The following is a 25,817-nucleotide window of genomic DNA, read 5'->3' as shown; positions in this document are numbered from 1 at the left end:
GCGTCACTTCCACAGCTGGGCGGCAAATACTACGAGAATGCCGATGGGCGCCACATAGCGCATCAAGAATAGGCACAGAGCGAACAACATCGGGCTGCGGATCGACAATTCGTCGCGCACCGCTTCACGGCCCATCACCCAGCCTGCAAACACTACGAAACACAAACCACCAAGTGGCAACATGATCCGCGAGGTGAAGAAATCGATTACGCCAAAGAAGTCCAGGCCCCCTGCCGCCCCCCATTGATAGAGATGGAACAGACCATCGTCGTTCACGAAAAATTTGGCTTCCTTCCAGATATTGAAGGAAAACACAGTGCCCAGACCGACAAACCAGCAAATGAATGCCAACCAGAAGGTCACCCAGGCGCGACTGACTTTTGTCCGCTCAACCAGGTAAGCCACCATCGGCTCGAGCAGGGAAATCGCCGAACTCCACGCTGCAATCGCTACCAACACGAAGAACACTACGCCCATCAACTGGCCGAAGGCTACGTTACCGAAGGCAAATGGCAGGCTGACGAACATCAGGCCCGGGCCTTCGCTCGGGTTCAGACCCGCGGCGAACACAATCGGAAACAACGCCAGACCGGCCACCAGGGAAACGAAGGTATCGAGCAGCGCCACGCCGACGATGGTGCCGGAAATCGACGAGTGCTTCGGCATATAGGCGCCGTAGATCATGATCGAACCGACGCCCACGCTCAGGGAAAAGAATGCATGCCCCATGGCCGGCAGCAAGCCGTCGAGTACTTTTTCCGGGCGGAAGTCGAACATGAAGTGCACGCCTTCCATGAAATGGCCGGTAGTCATGCTATAGCCCAGCAAGACAATCACCATCACGAACAGCAGCGGCATCATGATCCGCAGGCTGCGCTCCAGACCGGCGACCACACCTTTGGCGATCACCACCGCCGACAGCAGCATAAAAATCGTGTGCCAAAGTGTCAGGCGCCAGGGATCAGCGATCACGTTGCCAAAGTAGGCGCCGACCTGATCGGCCGTCACACCCTGGAAGTCACCGCGCCCCATGTCGATGATGTAATCCAGCGACCAGCCGCCCACCACGCTATAGAAAGACAGGATCAACAACGCCGTGATCATCCCGGCGAACGCGCCCCAGGACCACTTGGTGGAATGCCCGGCTTCCAGCGCCAGCACCTTCAAGGCGTTGGCCGGACTCTGCCGGGCGCGTCGACCGATCAGGGTTTCGGCCAGCATGACCGGCACACCGATCAGCGCGATACAGGCCAGGAACACCAGCACGAAGGCGCCGCCGCCATAGACGCCGACCATGTACGGGAATTTCCAGATACTACCCAGGCCCACGGCCGAACCGGTCGCGGCGAGTATGAAGACCCAGCGGCTAGCCCAACTGCCGTGGACAGAAACCTTGTCTGTCGACATCGTTATCACGCCCAAGCGTTCAAAAAAGAGGCCGCATTGTCCGGGATTCAATCAACCTGCTCAAGCACGTAGCGTCACCGTAGCCGACTCGCTTGCAACTCCCTATAATGCCGCCCCTATGGCTAAACAGAAGAAACACCCAACAGGGACCATCGCGCAAAACAAAAAGGCGCGACACGATTACTTCATCGAGCATAAGTTCGAGGCTGGTCTGGTCCTGGCCGGCTGGGAAGTAAAAAGTCTGCGGGCAAGCAAGCTACAACTGGTTGACAGTTATGTGCTGCTCAAGGATGGCGAAGCCTGGCTGCTCGGCAGCCACATTACGCCCCTGATGACCGCCAGCACCCACGTCATCGCTGATCCGACCCGCACCCGAAAATTGCTGCTCAATCGGCGTGAGCTGGAAAAGCTGGCCGCCGCCGTGCAGCAAAAAGGTTACGCCTGCGTATGCCTGTCCTGGTACTGGAGCAAGCACATGGTCAAGTGCGAGATCGCTCTGGGCAAGGGCAAGAAGGAATACGACAAGCGAGATACCGAACGCGAGCGTGACGCCGGTCGCGAGTTGCAGCGTGCGGTGCGTAACAAGGGCAAGGAAGATTAATTTTCTTTCTGCTTGAGACCGCTTTCGCAAGCAAGCCCGCTCCCACAAGGTACGTGGATGCCGACATTTTGGTGGCAAACTCGGAATCCGTGGGAGCGGGCTTGCTCGCGAATACAATCGCATAAACCCTGCAAAACCCACTGACTACATACTGTTGCGCCGCTCCGCCCGAGCCATGCGCTGCACTTCTTGTCGCACTTCTTCCAGTACTTCCTGCACATACAAAATGTGTCGACTGGAGACTTCCCTGGCCTGCTCGGCCCGTCCTTCGATAATCGCCAGGTACAACTCCCGGTGCTGAGTGATCAGCATGTCGCGGGTTTCGGTGCGCTGCTTGTACATCCCGCCGATGTTGGTTACCACGTTGCGCTTGAGCAGATCGAACAGACCGCGAATGGTGTGCAACAACACGGCATTGTGACTGGCTTCGGCGATCGCCAGATGGAATTTAGCATCCGCCGCCCCCTCTTCCGCCCTGCTCACCTCATCATGACGCGTATAGCAGTCCTGCAATTCGTTGAACGCCGCAGTCAACCGTTCGCGGTCAACATCAGTGGCACGCATCGCCGCGTAATAGGCGCAGGACGCTTCCAGGGTGTGGCGAAATTCCAGCAGATCGCGCTGAGCCTCAGGGTTGCTTTCCAGCAGATGCAGCAGCGGATCACTGAAGGTCGACCCCAGCGATTCCACCACATAGTTACCGCCACCCTGACGACTGACCAGCAAGCCCTTGGCCGCCAGTTTCTGAATCGCTTCGCGCAACGAAGGGCGTGATACGCCGAACTGCTCGGCCAACGCGCGTTCGGCCGGCAAGCGCTCGCCCGCCTTCAGCGTGCCCTCGAGAATCATCCCCTCGAACCGCTCGACAATATCGTCAGACAAACGGCGCTGACGAATCTGATCAAACCCCATAACTCATTTCTCCACGATCCCGACGGCTCGCCGGGCTCTCTATTCTGGCCTATTGGCGCTACGCCAGCACCTACCAGACGGCATTTGATCGAACGGTCCGGATGACCTTGGCGGCACGTATTCGACAAAAGTTTTAGGGCGGCAAATTGACACACCGCCTACAACGCTTTTACCCTAGCCAACAGCGATTGTAAATTGGTATTACCAATTAACCAAGAACGCTGACCAGTGCCTGACCAACAACAATTAGGGGCCACCCCATATGCAAACCTGGCAACAGCTCTATAGTCCGCTCGGCAGTCTCGGCCTTTCCGCGCTCGCGGCCGTCATCCCCATCGTGTTTTTCTTCCTGGCCTTGGCCGTGTTCCGCCTCAAAGGCCATGTGGCCGGCAGCATCACTCTGGCGCTGTCGATTGCTGTGGCAATCTTCGCTTTCCAGATGCCTGCCGACATGGCTTTCGCCGCTGCCGGATATGGCTTCGCCTACGGTCTGTGGCCGATTGCGTGGATCATCGTGGCGGCCGTGTTCCTCTACAAATTGACGGTCAAGAGTGGTCAATTCGAGGTCATCCGCAGCTCGGTACTTTCGATCACTGACGACCAGCGCCTGCAGGTGCTGTTGATCGGTTTCTGCTTCGGCGCCTTCCTGGAAGGTGCCGCCGGCTTCGGTGCGCCGGTTGCGATTACCGCCGCACTGCTTGTAGGACTTGGCTTCAACCCGTTGTACGCCGCAGGCCTGTGCCTGATCGCCAACACCGCGCCGGTAGCCTTCGGCGCCTTGGGGATTCCGATTATCGTGGCCGGGCAAGTGACCGGCATCGACGCGTTCAAGATCGGCGCCATGACCGGCCGTCAATTGCCGCTGCTGTCGCTGTTCGTACCGTTCTGGCTGGTGTTCATGATGGACGGCCTGCGCGGCGTTCGGGAAACCTGGCCGGCGGCACTGGTGGCGGGTTTGAGCTTCGCCATCACTCAATACCTCACCTCGAACTTCATTGGCCCGGAACTGCCGGACATCACCTCAGCCCTGGCCAGCCTGATTTCCCTGACGCTGTTCCTGAAAGTCTGGCAACCGAAACGCGCCGCAGGCCAACACATCGTCGGCGCGGTCTCGGCTTCCGTGGTGACTGCCAACGTCGGTGGTTTCGGTCAGCCGCGCAGCACCGTGGCTTCGCCTTACAGCTTCGGTGAAATCATCAAGGCCTGGTCGCCGTTCCTGATCCTCACCGTACTGGTCACGATCTGGACCCTGAAACCGTTCAAGGCGATGTTCGCCGCCGGCGGCTCGATGTACAGCTGGGTGTTTAACATCGCCATCCCGCACCTCGACCAGATGGTGATCAAGGTTGCACCGATCGTGACCGCACCGACCGCGATTCCAGCTGTGTTCAAACTTGATCCGATTTCCGCGACCGGTACGGCGATTTTCTTCTCCGCGCTGATCTCGATGCTGGTACTGAACATCAACCTCAGAACTGGTCTTACCACTTTGAAAGAGACGTTCTACGAACTGCGCTGGCCAATTCTGTCCATCGGTATGGTGCTGGCTTTTGCCTTCGTCACCAACTACTCGGGCATGTCGTCGACCATGGCCCTGGTGCTGGCGGGCACGGGCGCTGCATTCCCGTTCTTCTCGCCGTTCCTCGGCTGGCTGGGCGTATTCCTGACCGGTTCCGATACATCGTCCAATGCACTGTTCAGTTCGCTGCAAGCGACTACCGCGCACCAGATCGGCGTCAGCGACACCTTGTTGGTCGCGGCGAACACCAGCGGCGGCGTGACCGGCAAGATGATCTCCCCACAATCGATCGCCGTGGCCTGCGCCGCGACCGGCCTGGTGGGCAAGGAATCGGATCTGTTCCGCTTCACCCTCAAGCACAGTCTGTTCTTTGCAACCATCGTTGGCTTGATCACCTACGTCCAGGCCTACTGGCTCACTGGCATGTTGGTGCACTAAGGACGACAAGCAACACGGAACAAACCGACGCCGGACCACGATTCCGGCGTCAGCTATTCACAACCCGGTCTGTAAGGCTGCTGAAAGCTTCCCTCTCTATATTCAGCAGCCTCAGCGGACGGATAACCGGGACCACCCGGAGACACGCCTGATGAGCGAGCTTTTTTACAACGCTGTGCCGAACGCGACCCGCGTCGCCCCGCCACTGCCCGAGCCTCGACAATACCCCCGCGAAAAACCGTCACAGGTCTACCTGTTCGGGACCTGCGTGGTGGATTTGTTCTACCCTGAAGCCGGGATGGACGCGATCCACCTGCTGGAACGCGAAGGCATTCGTGTCGAATACCCGCAAGGACAAAGCTGCTGCGGACAACCTGCCTACACCTCGGGTTACACCGAGCAGGCACGGACCGTGGCGCGCTCGCAACTGGCGCTGTTTGCCGGGGACTATCCAGTGGTGGTGCCTTCGGGTTCTTGTGCAGGCATGTTGCGCGAACATTACGCCGACTTGTTCAAGGACGAGCCGCAGACGTTGAAACAGGTTCAAGCCCTCGCGGCACGGACCTACGAGCTGGCCGAGTTCCTGTTGTTTGTCTGCAAGGTGCAGCTCAAGGACAGTGGCACACCGGTGAAAGTGGCGTTGCACACCTCGTGCTCGGCACGTCGTGAGATGAACACCCACTTGCATGGCCGTGAGCTGTTGGCGCAGCTGGTCAATGTGGAGCGAGTTGACCACAGCCACGAAAGTGAATGCTGTGGCTTCGGTGGGACTTTCAGCGTCCGTATGCCAGACATTTCCGGCGCGATGGTGGCTGACAAGACCCGGTCGTTGAAGGAATCCGGCGCGCACAAGGTACTCAGTGCCGATTGCGGTTGCCTGATGAACATCAACGGCTCGCTGGAAAAACAGAAGGAAGCGCTACGCGGCCAGCATCTGGCCAGCTTCCTCTGGCAGCGAACCGGAGGCGCGCGATGAACGCTTCCGCGATTATTCCTACGGTTGCCGTAGAAGAAGATTTCCGCACCCGTGCTCACGAGGCGTTGGGTGACAAGCAACTGCGAAGTAACTTTCGCACTGCGATGGATTCACTGATGACAAAACGGGCAGCGTCTTTCAGCGATGCCCATGAAAGAGAACATCTGCGAGTGCTGGGCAATGCTGTCCGCGCCCGAGCGTTATCAAAGTTGCCCGACCTGCTCGAGCAGCTTGAACAGAACCTGACCCGCAACGGTGTGACAGTGCACTGGGCGGAAACGGTGGACGAAGCCAATGGCATCGTCCTCTCGATCATCCGCGCTCACGAGGGGCGGCAAGTGATCAAGGGCAAATCGATGGTCAGCGAAGAGATGGAGATGAACCACTTCCTCGCTGAACAGGGCATTGAATGCCTGGAATCGGACATGGGCGAGTACATCGTCCAGCTCGACCACGAGAAGCCTTCACACATTATTATGCCGGCGATCCACAAGAATGCCGGTCAGGTCGCGTCCTTGTTCCACGACAAACTTGGCGTGGAATACACCAAGGACGTTGACCAACTTATTCAGATCGGTCGCAAAGTCTTACGGCAGAAATTCTTCGAAGCGGACATCGGCGTCTCCGGCGTTAACTTCGCCGTGGCCGAAACCGGCACTCTGTTACTGGTGGAAAACGAAGGCAATGGCCGAATGACCACCACAGTGCCGCCGGTGCACATCGCCGTGACCGGCATCGAAAAAGTCGTGGAAAACCTGCGCGACGTGGTGCCACTATTGTCGCTGCTGACCCGCTCTGCCCTCGGCCAGCCAATAACCACCTACGTCAACATGATCTCCGGCCCGCGCAAGGAACATGAGCTCGACGGCCCGCAGGAAGTGCATCTGGTACTGCTCGACAACGGTCGCAGTCAGGCCTTTGCCGATAGCGAACTGCGCCAGACCCTGAACTGCATCCGCTGCGGCGCCTGTATGAATCATTGCCCGGTCTATACCCGAATCGGCGGTCACGCCTATGGCGAGGTTTACCCGGGGCCTATCGGAAAAATCATCACCCCGCACATGGTCGGTCTGGCGAAAGTCCCGGACCATCCGAGTGCATCATCGCTGTGCGGTGCCTGTGGCGAAGTCTGCCCGGTAAAAATTCCTATCCCTGCATTGCTGCGTCGCCTACGGGAAGAGAACGTCAAAGCTCCGGACAGCCCTCATCAAGTGATGCGAGGCCAAGGCAGCAAGTACTCGCGCAAAGAACGGTTTATCTGGAACGCCTGGGCGAAACTCCACAGCTCGCCGATGCTGTATCGACTGTTCGGCTTCTTCGCCACTCGCTTGCGCACCCTCGCGCCGAGCAATGTAGGCCCGTGGACGCAAAACCACAGCGCGCCGAAACTCGCTGTCCGTTCACTGCATGACATGGCCCGCGAGCATCTGGCCAAACAGGGAGACCGTTGATGAGCGCCAAGCAAAATATCCTCGCCAAATTGCGCAAAAGTCTGACCGGCACCACGCCGGTGCCTGACGAATTCGACGTGGAATTGGTGACACAGCCTTACACCTACACGCCTGAACAACGTATCCCCCAGCTGCGCAAACTGATGGAAGCGGTACACACGGAAATCCACCTGACCTGCGGCGAAGGTTGGCCCGAGTTGCTGGCCCAATTGCTGCGGGCTCGCCAGTTGCCGAGCCTGTTGATCGCGCCGACTACGCCTCACGGTCAACGCGTCACTCAGCATTGGGCGAATAATCCTGGACTGCCGACGCTCAAAACCTACGACCGACCGGTCGAGGAATGGAAAGCCGAACTGTTCAACGACACCCCGGCCAGTCTGACCACGACTCTCGGTGCAATCGCCGCCACGGGTAGCCTGATTCTCTGGCCGACGCGGGAAGAACCGCGCCTCATGAGCCTGGTACCGCCGGTGCATTTCGCCTTGCTCAAGGCCAGTGAAATCCGCGACAACTTCTATCAAGTGCAACAGGAATTCCAATGGGCCCAGGGCATGCCGACCAATGCCTTGCTGGTGTCCGGTCCGTCGAAAACCGCCGACATCGAACAGGTCCTGGCCTACGGCGCCCATGGTCCGAAGGACCTCGTGGTTTTGATCCTGGAGGACCTATGAGTCTACCGGCGGCTTTCCTGCGTGATGCACAACAACTGATCCCCCAGGAGCGACGTTTCGACGACCCGTTGTCGACGCTGGCCTTCGGCACCGACGCCAGTTTCTACCGGCTGATTCCGAAGCTGGTGATTCGCGTCGAGTCCGAAGACGAAGTGGTGGCGCTGCTCAAACTCGCGCAACGAGATCAGGTCCCGGTGACCTTCCGTGCCGCCGGCACCAGCCTGTCCGGCCAGGCCATCAGCGATTCGGTTTTGATCGTGCTGGGGGATAACTGGAACGGTCGCGAGATCCGTGGTCAGGGCACACAAATCCGTCTGCAACCGGGGGTGATTGGCGCTCAGGCCAACGCCTGGCTGGCGCCGTTCGGACGCAAGATCGGTCCCGACCCGGCCTCGATCAACGCCTGCAAAATCGGCGGTATCGTCGCCAACAATGCCAGCGGCATGTGCTGCGGTACGGCGCAAAACACCTATCACACCCTCGCGGGTATTCGTCTGGTGCTGGCTGACGGCAGCCGTCTCGATACCGAAGACGCCAGCAGTGTCGCGGCTTTCCGTGAAAGCCATGCCGACCTGTTGGAGCGTCTGGCGACCTTGGGCCGCGAGACCCGCGCCAATGCCGAACTGGCTGCGAGAATTCGCCACAAATACCGTCTGAAAAATACCACCGGCCTGTCACTCAACGCCCTGGTGGATTTCGACGAGCCTGTGGATATCTTGAGCCACTTGCTGGTGGGCTCCGAAGGCACACTCGGGTTCATCAGTGCGGTGACCTACGACACCGTGATCGACCACCCGAACAAGGCGTCGGCGCTGATCGTGTTCCCGGATGTGGAAACCTGCTGCAACGCCGTCACCGTGCTGAAGAGCCAACCGGTATCCGCCGTGGAACTGCTGGACCGCCGCAGCTTACGCTCGGTGCAGGACAAACCCGGCATGCCGGCTTTCGTACAGCATCTATCGAATAATGCCTGCGCCTTGCTGATCGAATCTCGCGCCGCGTCATCCACATTGCTGCGCGAACAACTGGCGCAAATCATGGCGTCGTTGACCTCGTTCCCGGTGGAAAAACAAGTCGATTTCACTGAAGACCCAGTGGAAAACGCCCGACTCTGGGCGATCCGCAAGGACACCTTTCCCGCCGTCGGTGCGGTGCGCAAGACCGGCACCACGGTGATCATCGAAGACGTCACCTTTCCGGTGGAACAACTGGCTATCGGCGTGAACCGCTTGATCGAATTGTTCGACAAGCATCACTACGACGAAGCGATCCTTTTCGGACACGCGCTGGAAGGCAATCTGCACTTCGTATTCACCCAAGGCTTCAACAACCCGGAAGAAGTCGCACGCTATCAAGCGTTCATGGACGACGTGGCGCAATTGGTCGCAGTGGAATTCGGCGGTTCGCTGAAAGCCGAACACGGCACCGGCCGCAACATGGCGCCCTTCGTCGAACTGGAATGGGGCAGCGATGCCTACCAATTGATGTGGCAGCTCAAGCGCCTGCTCGACCCTAACGGCATTCTTAACCCGGACGTGGTGCTCAGTGATGATCCGCAGATCCATCTCAAACATCTGAAGCCGCTGCCGGCCGCCGACGAGATTGTGGACAAGTGCATTGAGTGCGGCTTCTGCGAACCGGTCTGTCCATCAAAAGGCCTGACCCTGAGTCCGCGCCAGCGCATCGTGATCTGGCGGGACATCCAGGCGAAGAAACGCGCAGGCGTAGATACCACCGATCTCGAAGCTGCTTACGAATATCAAGGCATCGACACCTGCGCCGCGACCGGTCTTTGTGCACAACGCTGCCCTGTAGGAATCAACACCGGCGAGCTGGTGAAAAAACTCCGCAGCCGTAAAGCGACCCACACGAAAACCGCCAACTGGCTGGAGGGCAATTTCGCCACCGCGCTGCAAGTCGCACGCTTCACCCTGCACGTGGCCAACGGCGCCAGGATGCTGCTCGGGGCACCGCGATTGGCGAAACTCTCGGCAACGCTGACGCGCTTATCCAAAGGTCAGGTCCCGCAATGGACCAACGCCATGCCGCAGCCGGAAAAAGCCATTCGCTTCAGCCCGACCGTGTCAGACGAACGTCCTCGGGTGGTGTACCTGGCAGCCTGCGTGTCGCGGGCAATGGGCCCTGCGGCGGGTGATAAAGAGCAAATGTCGCTGTACGACAAAACCCGTGGGCTGTTGGAAAAGGCCGGTTACCAAGTGGTCTTCCCGGACAATCTGGACAACCTCTGCTGTGGTCAGCCGTTCGCCTCCAAGGGCTATGCCGAACAAGCCGAGCACAAGCGCCAGGAACTGATCGGCGCGCTGCTGCACGCCAGCCGCGGCGGGCTTGACCCGATCTATTGCGACACCAGCCCCTGCACCTTGCGCCTGGTCCAGGACCTTGGCGAAGTTCGACTGGACCTGTACGACCCGGTGCGTTTTATCCGTACGCATTTGATGGACCGACTGGACTTCACGCCTCAGGAAGCGCCGATCGCCGTGCATGTCACCTGCAGCACCCAACACCTCGGGGAAAGCCAGGCGCTGATCGATCTGGCGCGCAAATGCAGCAAAAACGTGGTCATTCCCGAAGGCATTCACTGCTGTGGGTTTGCGGGCGACAAGGGCTTTACCACACCCGAACTTAATGCTCATTCGCTGCGCACGCTCAAGGATGCGGTGCAGCAGTGCAGCGAAGGGATCTCGACCAGCCGCACCTGTGAGATCGGTCTGACACAACACGGTGGAATCGACTACCACGGGCTGGTCTATCTGGTGGACCGGGTGACTCACGCAAGGGCGCACTGAAGAAAAATAGAACCCTGACGCGCGGCCGTAGTCCACTGATCAAGCCCTGCCAATGTAGGGCTTCCCATACTCGGCAGCCCGTCCTGATGGCCAGCGATGCCTGGACCCTCAGTTCAAGGAGATACACATGAAACGTTCTGTACTGTTAGGTCTGTTCGTTACTGCTTCCATGATGGCTTCCGCCTCGTTTGCCGCCGGCGGATCAGAAGATCTCTGTCAAACCAATTTGCAAACCATCGCCAACGCTAAGGCGCAAGTTCAGACACCGGAAATGCAGTCCCAGGTAGAAGCCAGTGTTCAGCAAGCCAAAGCCCATCAGGCCCAAAACACAAAACAAGGCACCGAGAAGTGCATCGCCGAAACTACCCAGACCATCCAGTTAATTCAGAAGGCTAGTGATGGCGGCAAACAATGACAGCCGCTTGAGGCCAACCTTCGGGTTGGCCTTCTGAGCCGTGTTGGCGTACACTGCGCAGGCTTGTTGCTCACTTTGATTCACAGAGCAACAGGCTCGGGGCCGTTTAGGATTCGACGCCGGTTGCGAAACTTTAGGTGCATGCCGAGTTGGTAACAGAACTCGTAAATCCACTGTTGCAACTTTCTATAGTTGCCAATGACGAAACCTACGGGGAATACGCTCTCGCTGCGTAAGCAGCCTTAGCCCTTCCCTCCTGGTACCTTCGGGTCCAGCAATCATCAGGGGATGTCTGTAAACCCAAAGTGATTGTCATATAGAACAGAATCGCCGTGCAGTACGTTGTGGACGAAGCGGCTAAAACTTACACAACTCGCCCAAAGCACCCTGCCCGTCGGGTCGCTGAGGGTTAACTTAATAGACACGGCTACGCATGTAGTACCGACAGCGGAGTACTGGCGGACGGGGGTTCAAATCCCCCCGGCTCCACCAAACAATCAAAAAAAGACGTCCACGGACGTCTTTTTTTGTGCCTGAAATTTAGTAGATCCAGGGCATTAATGTCTATTAGCGTCCACAGACGTCCGACAGGACTGTGCATCGCCAGAGGAAAAAAGGCGCCCTTGCAGTATTTATCCGGCGATGGCGGCCACCAGCAGACGTCGGCAGAACCTCCCGTCACGGAACGCCTGCTCATCCCCCCACCACGTGCAACACTACCGATCGGAATACGCAGGGAAGTCCGTGTAACCCATTTCACCGCGTCGGGTGTAATAAGTTGATCGGTCCGCTTCGGCTAACGGCCAGCCGTGCTTGAGACGCTCAGCTAGATCCGGGTTTGCGATATAGGGCCTGCCGAAGGCAATCAAGTCCACTAATCCGGTGTCGAGCGCATCCTGAGCGCTCTTGCGGTTAGTGAATCCGCCGCACCAGATGATTGCACCAGAAAACGCCTTTCGAATCTTGGCGAGCAACGCATGATCGAGGTGATTAGCTTTGAATTCGGCCACCTCCATGTTCTCCGCAGGCATCAGCTCGTAGACCAGATGCAGATAGGCAACGCCGAGACCACCCAAACGCTCGGCCACGTAAAGCAAGGTTTCCTCGGTAAGAGGATCCGCCGGAATGCCGTTGAACTTGCCGAACGGCGACAGGCGGACACCCACGCGCCCCGGCCCCAATTCACGCACCGCCGCTTCAACGACTTCCATCAGGAACCGTGTACGGTTTTCTACGCTACCGCCGCCGTAGCAATCGGTGCGGGTGTTGAGCACCGAGTTCATGAACTGCTCGAACAGATAGCCGTTGGCCGCGTGGATTTCGACACCGTCAAATCCAGCCTCCCGTGCCTGGACGCAGGCTTGGGTGACAGTGCCGACCAAAACCATCACTTCATCCGTCCTCAAGCGCCGAGGCTGGCCTGCAGGGATATGGTCCAACTTGCCATCCGGGCCGTGGGCAAACACCTGCGACTCAGCCCTTTCCTCGGTTACACCCCAGGGGGCCTCGCCGTTCGGCATGAGCGATGGATGGGCCATCCTGCCGACGTGCCATAACTGCAAAAATATCGTGCCACCCTTGCGGTGGACTTGATCGGTCACCAGACGCCAGCCCTGCCGTTGGGCTTGCGTATAGATGCCGGGAGTCATGGCGTAGCCGTTACTGGAAGGTGCAACGTCGGTTGCCTCGGTCACAATCAGGCCTGCACTGGCCCGCTGCCCATAATAGGTGGCCATCAACTCGTTCGGGACGTCGCCATCGGACGTTCGCGTGCGAGTCATGGGCGCCATGACAATGCGGTTCTTCAGGGCAACGGTGCCGCCAATCAATTTAGATTCAAACAGGTTTATCATGGATCTTCCTTCGGGTCGGTTTGATCGGAAGGAAAGCGTACTTTTCGATAGTCATCCCCCTCTACACACCGTTTTGTCAGTGGTAGCAAATGAAGACAATCAATAGACTGCCGGGCTTACCGATCGAGCGCACGCTGGGTGTTCTCTCGGGGCGCTGGAAGGCGGTCATCCTGCATGTGCTGCTGGACGGCCCGCACCGCACCTGTGATCTGGAGCAGCGCATTGCCGGCATTTCACAGAAGGTGTTGATCGAGCAACTGCGAGCGCTTGAGGAACATGGCATGGTGAGCCGGCAAGCCAGCGCCGAGAATCGTCAGGGGATCGAATACCTGCTCACTCCGCTTGGCGAAAGCCTGCGGTCTATCCTGGAGTCTCTAATCGAATGGGGAGTCCATCACGCCAGGGAGCTCGACGAGTCCCATAGGCTGCTGTCATGCGATGCTGTCGTGCGAGCTCGCGCTAACTGACTCGTATTGATATCGACATCCAGGACGAGTTGTAAGCAACGTAAAAACCACGACACAAAAAAGGCACTTGGCGAGCGATCGCAAGTGCCTTTTTCATACCCTGATGAACTGTCAGCGCGACATCATGAACGTGTCGTACTCCAGATCTTCCAGTGCCGTGGAAAGACGGTGCAATCCCAGCAACACACACACCAGCAACGACAGCGTGAACCCGTAGCCGAAGAAGCTCGGGCCAAGGTACATGCTGAGCAGCGTCAACACGGCGTTCAACACCGCGAACAGCACGCACAACTCCAGGACCACGGTGCGTTTGTCCAGGTAGAAGAACACGTTGAGCAAGGCCATGAACACCACCTGGATGCTCACACCGATCAGGTCGATGTAGAACAGCGGCAGGTAATAACTGGAGATCCCCAACCAGTCCAGCAACCGCGGTGCGAACAGGAACAACAGCACCGCCGTCAGTCCCTGCACCTTGCAGATTTCCAGCAGCCCCTGACGGATCGACAAGGTCATCTCGGTTTTCAGTTGCCCGATGTGCTGCAAGGTTTCGCCTTCACGGATCGCCCTGAACAACCGGTCGTACCACTCGGCGAAATCGGTTTCGATGCGCACGAGGAACACTGCCATCCCGGGAATGATCGCCAGGTACGCGAGGAAGATCGGCATGTCATAGAGGATCGACGCACGCAGCGGGCCGACCACGGCGCTGGACGTGCCAGGGTTGAACCAGAACAGGAACTTGTCGATCCAGATGCCCAGGTTGTAGAAAAAACCAGTGGCGAGCAGACTGAGGAATACCTGGCGACGGTCAAGGAAATCGAACGCGATCAGTTTCTCGGCCCGGTACTCGCGCAGGATGTCGTAGAGGAACAGGAACAGCAGCGAGCTGTGCCCGATCAACAACGCCAGCAACAGGCCCGGCATCTGCAGGAAGCTCAGCACGTAGGCGCTGGCGACCATCAGCGAATACCCCACCAGCATCACCAGCAGAATGCGGTTATAGGCCTTCATCCCCGAGAGGAAGATGATCACCAGCCACAAGTTGCACAGCACCACGAAGTTCGCCAGTACCAGCACCCGGTAGATCAGCGGCTGGTCGAACAACAGGCCCAGCACGATGATGCCCAGCAACCCCGCACCGAGGGTAACCAGAAGCAACACGCCCAACAGGTTGGGCAAAATCTGCTCGTACTTGTGCTCGAACAGTCGGTCGGAGACGAATCGGGTGAAGAACAGCTGCAAGCCCCCCGTGAGGATCAACGAGCTGGCCATCAGGTACGTCACGGTCACCAGAAACTGCCCGACCAGTGCATTCGGCAGCAGCAGGCCCAGGCTGATAATCCCCACCAGCATCACGCTGACGATCGACAACACCCAGGGGCCCGAGCTGATCAACCCGGCATACACATAAGCGTGCAAGGTCGCGGTGTAGGAATCGCGCGAAAGGATTTTGCGAAGTTCGAAGCCAATCCCGGCCATTTAACTGTTCTCCATGGCTGCTTGATACAAGTCGCGATAACGCTGCAGCATCAAGGCTTCGGTGTAGTAACGGTTGACCCGCAGCAAGCCGCTGGACTGAGCGGCCTGCCAGCGTCGCGGGCTGCGCAACAGTTCAAGGATCGCCGCGCACGTGGCCTGTGGATCGGCAATCGCCACCACTTTGCCGGCGTGACCGAGATCACGGTCTTCGGCGCTGCCACCCTCGATCAACTCGCGGCACGAACCCACGTCGCTGCTGACTACCGGCGTACCGGCGGCCCAGGCTTCGAGAATCACCAGCGGTTGCGCTTCACTGATCGAGGTCAGCACCATCAGGCCAAGTTTCGGCAGGATCTCCTGGATACGCTGGAAGCCAAGGAAATGCACCTTGCCCTCCAGTCCCAGGCTGGCCATCAGGCTGCGGCACTCGCTGACGTATTCCGGATCTTCCTCTTCAGGGCCGACGATCCAGCCTTCGGCCTGGGGCATGGCGCTGATCACGCCGCGCATCGCCCGCAGGAAGGTTTTGACGTCCTTGATCGGCACCACGCGCCCGATCAGTCCCACCACCGGCGCGATGCCCGGTGCGCGGGATTCGAGTGCAGCGGTCCACAGTGGCAAGTCGATGCCGTTGGGGATGACCTGGGTGCGAGCCGCGAGGGCACCGTCCTTGATCTGCCGCTGACGGTTGCCGTCATACAACGCAATGATGTTATCGGCGCTGTTGTAGGTCAGTTGACCAATGCGCTCGAAGAAGCGGACCCACAAGGTGCGGATGTAACCCGAACCCGCGTCGAGGCTGCGGTTGAGCGCCTGGCCGGAACTCTCGGCGATCCAGCTGGCCTGGGCGAGGTCGATCTTGCGCTCCTTGGTGTAGATCCCGTGCTCGCTGAGCAAATAGGTGCAGTTCCAGCGTTGCTTGAGGATGCAGCCCAACAGCCCGGCGTAACCGGTGGAAATCGAATGCAGCACCCGCGCTCGTGGCATGTTGCGCGACGCTTCGGCGAGCATCAGCAACGGCGACTGCATCGAACGCAGGGTCCAGAAATAATTGACGAAGGACGGGTCGGCGCAATGCTGACGATAACCTTCGCTCAACGCCTCCCAACTGGCGCGGCTGCGCAGCACGTCATCGAGGGTCATGCGGCCCTGTGCGATGCAATCGAGCAAGCGTTCACCCAACTCGGGCTCCGGCGCATCCGGGTGATGCAGGAAGCGATACAGATCCAGCAGCTGCGGCAGATCGGCTTCCCGCGGTGCTCCCCGCGTGTCGGTCGGATGCGTCGCATCCTCGAGAAACACCTCTTCGATGTGCAGCACATTCGAGGGCACTTCATAGCGTCGCGTCGGATAGGCCTGGCGCTGTCCGCCGATGAACATCACCGAAAAGGTCAGTTCCGGCAGGCCGAGGATCATTTGATGAATCCAGCTCGAAACGCCGCCGCGCACATAAGGCCAGGTGCCTTCGAGCAGCAGACAGATGTCGGCAACGGGTGCCTCTTGCTTGTGCCCCATCATGTCCAGCTCCTGACCAGATCAGCGAACGGTGGTCGCTGACGGGTTTTCTCGGGAAGTCTCGCGAGAAGACCGGAAATTTCGTGGTAACGACCGGCCTCGAACGCCAGCTCCGCCTGGAATGGCAACACTTGAGCCGCGCCCATGCCGTTTTCTTGGGCCTGGGTCAGCAACACTTCGGCGCGCTCGATGTCACCGCGCTCCAGCGCAATGCGCCCGGCCAGCAAAAACAGCTCACCGCCCTCGCCTGCCCCCAGCCCCTGTTCGGCATGTTCACTGGCCTGGTTGAGCACGTGCTCAAGTACGCTGCCTTGCGCCAGACCGAGATACGCCAGCTCCCAATACCAGCGCGCCAGCGTGCCATGCAGCTTCCCCGCCGCTGGTGCGGAAGCGCCCGGCAATTGCCCGAGTGCGATCTGGATGCGCAGGTTGATGTCGCTTTCCTGCTTGTCGAGCATTGAGTACGCCAGCAGGCGCACGTCATCGCTCGGGTCACCCAATGCCAGCTTGAGGATGGGCACCGCTTCCTTGCCAGGCATCCGTCGCGTGGCCAGCAACGCAGCCAGACGCTGATCCGGATCGGGTGCATGACGCAACACGTCCTGCAAACCACCATCGGCGAAGATCGGCGAGTGCAATTGCTGCTGCGCGCGATACGGCAGGCTCGGGATACCGACCGCTTGCCAGGCTTGCTTGTCGCGTTTGCGCGGCAGGTACAGCGCCGGGAAGATTGCGGCCACCACGCCAACCGTACCGAGCACCGGCACAAAGAACGCCAGGCTGAAGATAAACAGCGGACTCCAGGGCAGCGGCAAGCGGTAGCGCGCCGGCAACAACAGCCAGACCGCCGCGCACAACAGCACGCAAGCCAGGCCATGGCTGAGGGTGAACACCAGCAATTGTTGCGACTCGGGCGCATCAATCCACAAACTGGTCCAACTGCCCGCCTCTAACAACAAGGCTCCGCTAAACAGCCACTTGCTGATCATTCAGGCCACACTCGTTGAACAGGAAATTACGCAGCCCGTTGCGTTCACCGCCGGACTCCAGGTTGTAAGGCAGAACCCGTACGCCCAGGCTCTCCATGTCACTTTCAATACCAAAGTGCTCATGCAACAACAGGTTGATACGCGCCAGATAACCTTCGGTGCCTTGCGGACTGGTCAACGGCAAGAGCACCAGCAATAGCTGATGATCCCGGTTGTTGCGCAATGGCAAATGCAAATCGAGGCCGCGCTGGCTGCGTTCGAGCAAACGCGTCAACTCATCGTTGGTACGGGTCATTTCGAATGCGAAAACCCCGGCCGACAAGTTGTGCTGCTCGACGTCCACCAATGAACGCTTGAGTTGCAATGTGAAGTTCTGCGCATCGACATCGGCCAGTTGCAGCACCTGCGGGTCCCGGCGCAACAGGTCGGCGATATGCCCTGCGAGCAGCGCCAGCAGGCTCAGGGTCCGATCCTGGAACGCGAAGAACGGCATCTGCCGAACCGCCAGGATCGCCAACAGACGCCCCTCGGCGTCGATCAGCGGAATACAGGCCTGCAGCGACGAAAAGTGCGCCGAGCCGCCGGCATCGATCAGTTCCTGACGCACGCTCACCAGCTCGCCGCGTTCCAGGCAGAGCTTGACCAGACCGTCCTGGGTGTCCAGCGACCCCATGACGCCGATCGTGGCCAGCGGTGTCGGCAGTACGTGTTCCTCGCGCTCGTCCACCCGATACAGGCCAGCCACTCGCAACGCACCGTACTGTCCCAGTACCGCCGTGACAGGATCGGCCAGCGCGGCCAGTGCGTCGCTTTCATCCGGCATGACCCGAAGTTTTTCGCGCAGGCCCAGCAAGGAGCTGCGCAAACTCTGGTCACTGCCCGCCACACGCTGCTCCAGCAGGTCGTGGGAAACCCGCAGAATCTGGTGCGCCCGGGTGAACTCATCGAGGCGATACTGGCGATAATCGTTGGCCATCTGCAGACGCTGCAAACGCCGCTCCCACAGATCACGAACCTCGCCCACCAGCATCCCGCAGACCAGCACGCCGACAATAAACGACGGCTCAAGCTGGGCGTAGGCCGCATGTCCGCTGTAGCGCAGGGCAAACATCGCCAGCACCAGCAGGCTGGCGCTGAACAAGCCGCGCACAAAACCGTAACGCACACCTAACAGCAGCGGCGCCAGCACCGGCCAAGGGAAGCCGCCGTGCATCTGCAACGGGTCTTCAGGGGTTAGCCATAACCCGAGGCCGATCGCCAGACCGGTCACCAGAAAGGTTTCCAGCCAAGACACCGGGCCGCTGGCGCGAGGCGCCAGGCTGTAATCCATGTGTGGAGAATTCATTGCATTCACTCGAACCGAAGGGCGCCAACAAGTTTGTCGAGCACCGTTTGAGCAGTGCCCGCGAGGCTTTCACGGGACCAGCCGGCACGTGCGCCACTTTTGCTCCAGAGCACGCGACCGGTACTGGCTTCGAGCACGCGCAGGCTGATGCCCACCGCAGGTTCGCCATCCAGACCATTCTTGTACTGCCATTCTTCAACACTGCCGGCGACCACGTAATCGAGTTTCTGATTCCGTGCCCATTCAAGGGCTCCGGCCAGACGCTCGTTGTCATCCATCAGCGCTTGTTCGCCCTGAGTGCTGGCCGGGTAAACCCGTGGTTGCAAACCGTGGCTGCTGAGGACGCTGAGCAGGATCTGCTCGCTGCGTTCACCGGCCTGCGGGGTCTGCGAATAGTTGACCATCGGCACGATGCCCCACTGCGCATTACGCGGCAGGTTCGGGCTGGCTTCATCGGTGAAGCTGGCGCAACCGGCGACAAAAAGGACCGCCAGCGCCAGGCTCAGATTGCGAATTGCTTGCATAGCTTTTTCTCCCGTAGACATTCCATGATCAGCGTCCAAAACGCACGCCGTAGCTCACACCCAGTGTTCCGCCCGACTTGCCATCACCGCCTTGTGGCGCAGATTGGTAGCCGAAGGTCAGGGCCAGTTCGTCATCACCCAGCACTTCAACGCCGACCCCGGTGTTGATGCCGTAGTTAAAAGTTTGATCGGTCCACTGCCAGCCCGCCGTCAGGTCCACCAGCCAGGTGTACTGCGGATGGGTGCGCACCAGTGCGCCAGGCAGACCACGACGCCAGGAGCTGCCGAAATACAGTTGGCCATAACGGCTTTGCAACAAGTCGCTGCCCATGACAGTTTGCGTATCGGTCGGATCGGGCAGATTGGTTTCAGGGTCGATCTCCTGATCAGGGACTATCACCGCACCACCGTTGCGACTGGACAAGTAATCCAGCGTGCGATCGTTGACGTTGTTGTGCTGATAATCGACACCTCCGCGCAGGGTCCAGTTCGGACCTGCGAACTCCAGCGTGTGGTTGTATTCCATCTTCAGCGCCTGGCCATTGCCCAGGTCGTCGCCGGCACGGGTGGAGAACGATTTCTGCGCAACTTCCCAACTGATCTGATCGCGAGCGGTCAGACCGTGACGGCCGCCGACCCAGAGGCTGTCGTGCTGTCCGAAAGCGCGCATCAAACCGCTGTCTTCACTCTTGCGATGCCAGTCGAGGCCGGTTTCGAGTTCATCACTGACGCCCAACTGCCAGGTCCGGGAAATGCCCAGGCCATTACGGTCGTCGTCATTGCGCTGACTGGTGTCGGCGAACAGTTTGTAACTGCCGTTCTCCACTCCACGCTGCAAAGTCAGGGCAGCGTTACGCTCTTCACCGATGGCCGAGGAGTTCAGCTGGTCGCTGTCGTAGGTGCCCTGCTCCACTTCCAGATTGGCGTACCACTTATCGCCCAGGTTGTGAGCAACTTGAAGACGCGGTGCGTCGAACGCGATCCCGCCGAAGTCTTGATCATGCCAGGACAGCTGCGCACCTTGCGGCGTGCGTTCGTGGATCTCCACCGCCTGACGACGCAGTTGTTCGCGCACGGCGACCGGCTGCTCGTCACCGAGCGCCGACAGGCTGGTGTCGAGGGCTTCGTCGAGGCGCCCCAGACGGCTGAGCGCCTGGGCCCGTTGCGCCGGGTTCAGATCGTTGCTGGCCAACAGCGTTTCGACGTGTTCTTTATTACGGCTGCGCAGGGCTTGCTGAATCTGCTCATAGCGCTCGACTTTCAAGCCCTGGCTACGCGCCCACTCCAGCCACTGGTCCTTTTGCGATTCCTGGTTCGTCGCGTCCAGACGCGCCAACAACCGCTCGAACCACAATTGCAGCATGGCCGGCGAACCGTCCTTCCACTTCAACACTTCCTGCTGGGCTTTGCGTGGCGAGTAACTGCTCGCCATCAGACGCAACCAGACCGCGTAACGCTGGGATGACGGCTGAATGCTTTCGCCTTCAGGGCTGCGCAACAATTTCAGGCGCAGACGCTGGGCCGCATCCTGATACCCGGCGCTGTCCAGCGCATCGGCATACGCCGCCTGCACCAGCCAATCCTGCGGACTGTTCTTGAGGTACATGCGATACCAGGCCAACGCTTCGCTCTCGCGACCGAGCATCTGGCTGGCACTGGCGAACGGCAGCCACAAGAGGCGGTCTTCGCGAGCCTGTGCCCGCCATTTGGTCAGCAACGGTTTGAGCGCGGTGGTGTTGCCCTGATCGACGTACAGCCACATCAGGCGCTCGCGGAACAGATTGTCATCCGGGTAGCGCGACAAACCCTGCTGGTATAAGCGTTCGGCTTCATCGCCCTGCCCTTGATAAACCGCCAGAGCACCGCGCATTGCCAACACTTGAGCCTGATCGTAGGCCGCCGGATATTGTTCGGCATCGTTGAGCAGTGCAATGATTTGCGGCCAGTCCTGCAAGTCCTGGGCTTGCTGCAACGCTTCGACCAAGCGCTGCGGATCTTTCGTGCGCTGCCAGCTCGCGACGGTCAGTTTCAGCGCACGTTGCGGGTCGCGAGTGCGATAAAGAGTGATCAACTGGCTTTCTTCGCCGCTATTGAGCGAGCCATGGATCGTGAGCATTTTCTCCAGGGAGACGCGCAGCTCATCATCGAGTTCCAGGTCCCAGGCCAGCGAGGCACGGGCGCGCCAGTAATTCTCATCGACGATACGTTCATCATTCGCCTGCACCACCTCCCACGCCGCCTGATTATCAAACAACTTCAGGTAGGTGTTGGCCCAGTCGACCTGCTCGGTACTGGTCAGTGCAAAGCGTTTCGAATAATCCTTGAAGACCTTGGATTTGGCGGCGAACTGCCCGGTGTTTTCGAGGTTCTGCAACAACCGCGTCCAGGCCAGACGATGCGTCGGATACTTGCGCAGGTAGGCGTGCAACCAGGCTTCCGCCTCGGTTGGAGTGCCGCGCGATTCGTGGCCGTAGATCAGTGCATCGAGTTCGATGTCTGTCAGCGGGCGCTGATCCATGATTTCGGCGAGCAACGGAATCGACCGATCAAAGTCGAACTGCTGGCTCGCCAGACGCCATGCGTGCTCACGAACCTCAGGCGTCTCGTGCAGTTCCAGAAGACGAATCCAGTAACCGAGCGCCGCTGCGATCTCACCGCGCCATTCGCCAAGGCGAGCCATTTGCTCGAGCAGTTGCTGATCATCAGGGTGATCGACCACTAATTGCTGGCCGGTTTCCCAGGCTCCCGCCAGGTCGCCGATGGCCAGCCGCATGTGGAATTCCTTCAGCGGAATTTGCGGGTTGTCCGGTTGCAAAACCCGCCACTGATCGAGCACGCGTTGCGCCAGTTCGAAACGCTTGTTCGCGACAGCAACATCGACGCCCTGCTCCAGCCACGCCACATCGGTTTGCGCGTTGTTGAGCTGCGGCAGTTCATCGGCGAGCACTTGTGTTGCCTGATCGCCTCGGTTGGCGGACAACAAGCTGTTGAACGCCAGTTGTGCGAACTCGCGACGCTCGGCAGCTTGCTGGCTGTTTCTTTTCAGTTGCTGATAGATGTCCGCGGCACGTCCCGGTTGCTCACCCGCCAGATACCACTGCGCAGCGGACTTGAGCGACTCGGTGCGCAGCTTCGGATCACGCTCGGCGATTTCCTCGAAGACGCTGGCGGCAAAGGACGGCGCCTGCAACGTCAACGCCAGCCGGGACAGATTCTGCAATTGCGGCAGCGGCAACTTGCGGTGATCGAAGCTTTTCAAACGCTCCACCAACGCCTGGCGCACGGCAGCCTCTTCACTGTTCGCCGCGATTAACGCATCCAGCTCAAGCCGGTAATAGGCCTGAATCTCCGGCATCGGTTTGGGCCAGCTCTCCAGATGCTGACGGGCCTTGGTGTAGTCGCCGAGGCGAATCAGCAGATCGACCAACTGCAAACGCAGGTGATCATCGTCCGGGTGGGCCGCCAGCAGCAACTCGGCGTAATTGGCCGAGACCGCATCGGGCTCGCGACCATCTGGCTGGAATAATTCTTCACGCTGGAAGGTCGCCCACAGGAGACCTCCCACAGCAACCGCCACCACCGCCAATGCCCAGGGATTGAGCAGGCGGCTACTTTTAGTTGCAGAGGAGCTGACCATGACTCACCTGCTTCATTGGTAATTGAAAAATCCACAGGCCGGCGGATGCCTTGCCAGCGAAACGCTGTCCATCCACTTCAACCCGGCAAGCGCTCGAAGAGCGTACCGAGAAGGTCAGATCGAACTGTCCTGCGAATGAAAAACTCACGCGCCGGTCATCCAGATAACGCCAGTCCACCAACGGCAGATTGGCCTCCTCCAAAGCGGGTCGGTCATCCCGATCCGGACGCAAAACCAGCAACGCATGATCGCTACTCAAGTGCACATAGCGTCCTTGAGGTAAATCACGAACCCCGGCAATACCTTGCGAACGCAGCAGGTCGGGCCAGCCCATTTGCGGATCAAGCCGCAGGGTACGCAACGCATCCATCCCGCGAATCTGCCAGTCGCCGTCGGCCGTACGCGCCAGACTGGACTGGTACAGGCCGTGCAGACGATCGATGTAGTCGCTCATCCACAGTGACATGGGCTTTTGCTCGCGCATGTAGCCGTAGATCTCGTGCATCGCTTTGATAGAGGCCTGCTTGGTGCTGGAATAGAAGTGGTAATAGAGATGCAGGCCGCGCAAACGTCGCGGGCTGTCAGTCAGCTCAAAGGTGTCGATCACCTCGCGAAAACCGTAATACGGTCCTTTCCACAAATTGGTGTAAAGGTTTTCGTTGATGATCGGTGCGTAATACTGCAACCCCCCTTCAGTGGGTCGCAGCAACGGGTTCAACCCGGTCAACGACGGGTCGGCCTTGGTCATCATGGTCTCGGCACCGTTGACGTTTTTCAGACCGGCGTCGTAGGCCAGCTTCAGGGTGGCTGCCGATGGCAAGGCGTCGCCCGGCCAGAACACCATCTTCACCGGTTTTTCCGGGGTGGTGAGTTGTTGGTTGATGTAGTCACGCGAGCCAAAAATCTCGCGACGAAAATCGATTTTTCCATAGCCCGGAATGGCCATGTTCAAGCCGTACTCCGATTTGAAATTTTCGCGTTTCTGCGCCTTTTCTGGCTGCAGGAAAAACGGGTGGCTGAAGGTGTGGGTGGCCACTTCGACTTTCGGATTGGCGAACAACTCGCGGGCGATGGGCTCCAGTTCGCGCGCCAGGTGCGGGAACATCCCGCGCGGCGAAATCTCACCCTCGACGATTGAAACCGACGTCAGAAACGGGTTGGGCTTAATGTAATCTTCCAGCGTGTGCCTGCCGGCATAAGGAGTGCCACGCACTTCGGCACGGGATGGAAAACCATCGCCATCGATGTGCACGGTTGCGATTCGACGGCCGTTTTCCGTGGTGGTATCCGGGCGTGGCTGCACCGGCAGACGCAAGCTGGCTTGAAGGAACGCGAATGGATCGAGAATCCAGCGGCTGCGCTCGTTGTTCACTTCAAGAATGTAAGGTGCCAGAGCCAGCCCCCCCCACTCGCCAATGACCACCGGGGTAAAGGTCTCGCCACTGGCATTGGTCAGCAACAGCGCGGGCTTCGGCCCGTTGGGCAGCACTGAAACAGCGGTCAGGTCACGGGATCGGGGCTGCACCGGTGCTTCGAACGCCCCGAGCAGCGCCTTGTCTTGGTGGGTGATGGTCAGGGTTTGCGTGCCCGGAGGCGCTTCGCGATTAAGGCCCATGCGTTTGAGCAGGAGCTTGTCTTCAATCGGCAACCCGGCGAAAAAAACCACCGGTACGTGCTCGTCCAGACGCGCAGCGATCCAGCGGTTGAACGCTGGACTGTCCTGCGGCGGGCCGCTGGTCATCCAGGTGATGACGCCAGCGTACAAGCCATTGAAACGATACCTCGGCATGGAACTGTCGGCAGGCAGGTAATCGACACGATACCCCAGGTATTCGAGCAAACCGCCGAGCAATGAGTGCCCGGCGTTATTGGCCAGATCACCTTCACGCGGGTCGTAAACCAGCGCTACCCGGCGCGGCTGGACTTCGATGTTGCTGATGCCCATCGTGTCCAGTTCAGGGGTGCTGATGAAGGGGATGAAACCTTCTTCGCGCAGACGCTTGGCCAGTTTGCGTGCTTCTTCACGACGCTCTGGCGGCAAGTAGTCGATCGCCACCAGCGGAATGCCTTTGGCACGCAAGGGTTGCAGCTCGCCCAGCAGCCACTGGCGATCGGCTTCCGGAACCGGGCGATAACGTTTGGCAGCAGCATCCCAGCCGGCATACAGGGACTCAAACGCTACCGCTGCCGCCACGCCATCAAGCTCGGGCAGCACTTCAAATCCGCGGTTAAAGAACAGCTTCAGCGTTGGCTGACGCTTGTGCAGTTCGCGCAGGAAACTGGCGAGTGCAACCCGCTGTGCTTCTCGCGACGCTTCCGGCAACAGCTGAAAACTGTCGAGCGTATCGAGGAACAGGCCGGCGTAACCCTCTGCCTGCAACGCTTTCGCGCGGTCGAGCAAGTGCTCACGCCAGGCCGGTGCCGTGAGGTCCATGACCTGACTGTCCCAGGAATCGTTTCGCACCGGAGTGACCGCTTTACGCAACCCCGCCTTGTCGATCTCAGCCTTGTTACCGTCGAACTCGCCCACAGACACATAGGCAAACGGCTGGCTGCCCAAGTTGCGCAAGGTTTTGACATCAGCCGCCGTCATGTGCCCCGACTCGACCACCGCCCAGTCGAACTGAGCCAATTCGGACAGAGGGGGCTGATCGGCGTACCAAAACGCCACGCTGGAGGGTTGTGGTAAAGCTGCAGCCTGGACAGCCGGCCCGCTGACGAAGAGCGCCAAAGCAGCTAGCAGCCGCTGGGCGGCCGCGCGGACACGCGTCCTGCGAAAAACGATTTCCATAACTCACTCTTGAAATG

At 59.4% G+C, this 25,817-nt stretch carries 18 protein-coding genes and 1 other RNA gene; 9 read left to right on the top strand and 10 right to left on the bottom strand.

The genetic code is table 11. From position 1 onward, the window contains the following. Positions 1–3: 3 nt before the first annotated feature. Positions 4–1,407: a sodium-dependent transporter gene (locus ACA055_RS03650; protein ID WP_497682406.1), complete on the bottom strand. Its 1,404-nt coding sequence runs from the start codon at positions 1,405–1,407 to the stop codon at positions 4–6. A 118-nt stretch (positions 1,408–1,525) separates the two neighbouring features. Here ACA055_RS03650 and smpB point away from each other — a divergent pair, with 118 nt between their 5' ends. Then, positions 1,526–2,008, top strand: coding sequence for an SsrA-binding protein SmpB (gene smpB / locus ACA055_RS03645; RefSeq protein ID WP_007900551.1), 483 nt, complete (start codon positions 1,526–1,528; stop codon positions 2,006–2,008). A 144-nt stretch (positions 2,009–2,152) separates the two neighbouring features. Here the strand turns inward: smpB and ACA055_RS03640 are convergent, their stop codons facing one another. Beyond that, the gene (locus tag ACA055_RS03640) at positions 2,153–2,920 is read right to left on the bottom strand and encodes an FCD domain-containing protein (protein WP_497682405.1); all 768 of its coding nucleotides are present in this window, start codon (positions 2,918–2,920) and stop codon (positions 2,153–2,155) included. A 262-nt stretch (positions 2,921–3,182) separates the two neighbouring features. Between ACA055_RS03640 and ACA055_RS03635 the strand changes: the two genes are divergently transcribed. From ACA055_RS03635 to ssrA, 7 genes are all read left to right on the top strand, one after another. Next, on the top strand, positions 3,183–4,877 hold the full coding sequence (locus ACA055_RS03635; RefSeq protein WP_497682404.1) for a lactate permease LctP family transporter: 1,695 nt from the start codon (positions 3,183–3,185) through the stop codon (positions 4,875–4,877). Positions 4,878–5,028: 151 nt separating this feature from the next. After that, the gene (locus tag ACA055_RS03630; protein ID WP_497682403.1) at positions 5,029–5,853 is read left to right on the top strand and encodes a (Fe-S)-binding protein; all 825 of its coding nucleotides are present in this window, start codon (positions 5,029–5,031) and stop codon (positions 5,851–5,853) included. Continuing rightward, on the top strand, positions 5,850–7,304 hold the full coding sequence (locus tag ACA055_RS03625) for a LutB/LldF family L-lactate oxidation iron-sulfur protein (protein WP_497682402.1): 1,455 nt from the start codon (positions 5,850–5,852) through the stop codon (positions 7,302–7,304). The genes ACA055_RS03630 and ACA055_RS03625 overlap by 4 nt, the downstream gene beginning before the upstream one ends. Then, entirely contained in the window at positions 7,304–7,975 is a 672-nt protein-coding gene (locus ACA055_RS03620) for a LutC/YkgG family protein (RefSeq protein WP_497682401.1), read from the top strand. Before ACA055_RS03625 ends, ACA055_RS03620 begins: the two co-directional genes overlap by 1 nt. Beyond that, positions 7,972–10,782 (top strand): FAD-binding and (Fe-S)-binding domain-containing protein, encoded by a 2,811-nt coding sequence (locus ACA055_RS03615; protein ID WP_497682400.1) that lies wholly within the window; start codon positions 7,972–7,974, stop codon positions 10,780–10,782. The genes ACA055_RS03620 and ACA055_RS03615 overlap by 4 nt, the downstream gene beginning before the upstream one ends. 127 nt (positions 10,783–10,909) lie before the next feature. Beyond that, positions 10,910–11,197 (top strand): PA2433 domain-containing protein, encoded by a 288-nt coding sequence (locus ACA055_RS03610; RefSeq protein WP_497682399.1) that lies wholly within the window; start codon positions 10,910–10,912, stop codon positions 11,195–11,197. 98 nt (positions 11,198–11,295) lie between these two features. Then, positions 11,296–11,689: a transfer-messenger RNA gene (gene ssrA / locus ACA055_RS03605) on the top strand. A 224-nt stretch (positions 11,690–11,913) separates the two neighbouring features. Here the strand turns inward: ssrA and ACA055_RS03600 are convergent. Beyond that, complete coding sequence (locus ACA055_RS03600; RefSeq protein ID WP_497682398.1) at positions 11,914–13,050, bottom strand: alkene reductase; 1,137 nt, start codon at positions 13,048–13,050, stop codon at positions 11,914–11,916. Between the two features lie 89 nt (positions 13,051–13,139). Between ACA055_RS03600 and ACA055_RS03595 the strand changes: the two genes are divergently transcribed. Beyond that, positions 13,140–13,517: a winged helix-turn-helix transcriptional regulator gene (locus ACA055_RS03595; protein ID WP_497682397.1), complete on the top strand. Its 378-nt coding sequence runs from the start codon at positions 13,140–13,142 to the stop codon at positions 13,515–13,517. Between the two features lie 111 nt (positions 13,518–13,628). On the opposite strand, the gene pelG is transcribed toward ACA055_RS03595, so the two are convergent. The 7 genes from pelG to ACA055_RS03560 are packed head-to-tail and all read right to left on the bottom strand — an operon-like array spanning position 13,629 to position 25,800. Next, the gene (gene pelG / locus ACA055_RS03590) at positions 13,629–14,999 is read right to left on the bottom strand and encodes an exopolysaccharide Pel transporter PelG (RefSeq protein WP_497682396.1); all 1,371 of its coding nucleotides are present in this window, start codon (positions 14,997–14,999) and stop codon (positions 13,629–13,631) included. After that, positions 15,000–16,514 carry a GT4 family glycosyltransferase PelF gene (pelF, locus tag ACA055_RS03585; RefSeq protein WP_497684352.1) on the bottom strand — a complete coding sequence of 505 codons (1,515 nt, stop codon included), beginning with the start codon at positions 16,512–16,514 and terminating at the stop codon, positions 15,000–15,002. It abuts the gene before it with no gap. Further along, positions 16,514–17,503 (bottom strand): HEAT repeat domain-containing protein, encoded by a 990-nt coding sequence (locus ACA055_RS03580; protein ID WP_497682395.1) that lies wholly within the window; start codon positions 17,501–17,503, stop codon positions 16,514–16,516. Before ACA055_RS03580 ends, pelF begins: the two co-directional genes overlap by 1 nt. Then, positions 17,481–18,848, bottom strand: a complete 1,368-nt coding sequence (locus ACA055_RS03575; protein WP_497682394.1) for a PelD GGDEF domain-containing protein — start codon at positions 18,846–18,848, stop codon at positions 17,481–17,483. Before ACA055_RS03575 ends, ACA055_RS03580 begins: the two co-directional genes overlap by 23 nt. A gap of 5 nt (positions 18,849–18,853) precedes the next feature. Further along, positions 18,854–19,372 (bottom strand): penicillin-binding protein activator LpoB, encoded by a 519-nt coding sequence (locus ACA055_RS03570; protein WP_497682393.1) that lies wholly within the window; start codon positions 19,370–19,372, stop codon positions 18,854–18,856. Positions 19,373–19,400: 28 nt separating this feature from the next. Then, a complete protein-coding gene (locus ACA055_RS03565) occupies positions 19,401–23,009 on the bottom strand; it encodes a tetratricopeptide repeat protein (protein ID WP_497682392.1) in 3,609 nt (1,202 codons plus the stop codon). Next, the gene (locus ACA055_RS03560) at positions 22,987–25,800 is read right to left on the bottom strand and encodes a bifunctional glycoside hydrolase/polysaccharide deacetylase family protein (protein ID WP_497682391.1); all 2,814 of its coding nucleotides are present in this window, start codon (positions 25,798–25,800) and stop codon (positions 22,987–22,989) included. Before ACA055_RS03560 ends, ACA055_RS03565 begins: the two co-directional genes overlap by 23 nt. Positions 25,801–25,817: the final 17 nt, after the last annotated feature.

It is taken from the genome of Pseudomonas sp. LBUM1657, from assembly GCF_059716075.1.
This window is presented reverse-complemented; position numbering and strand designations above follow the sequence as displayed.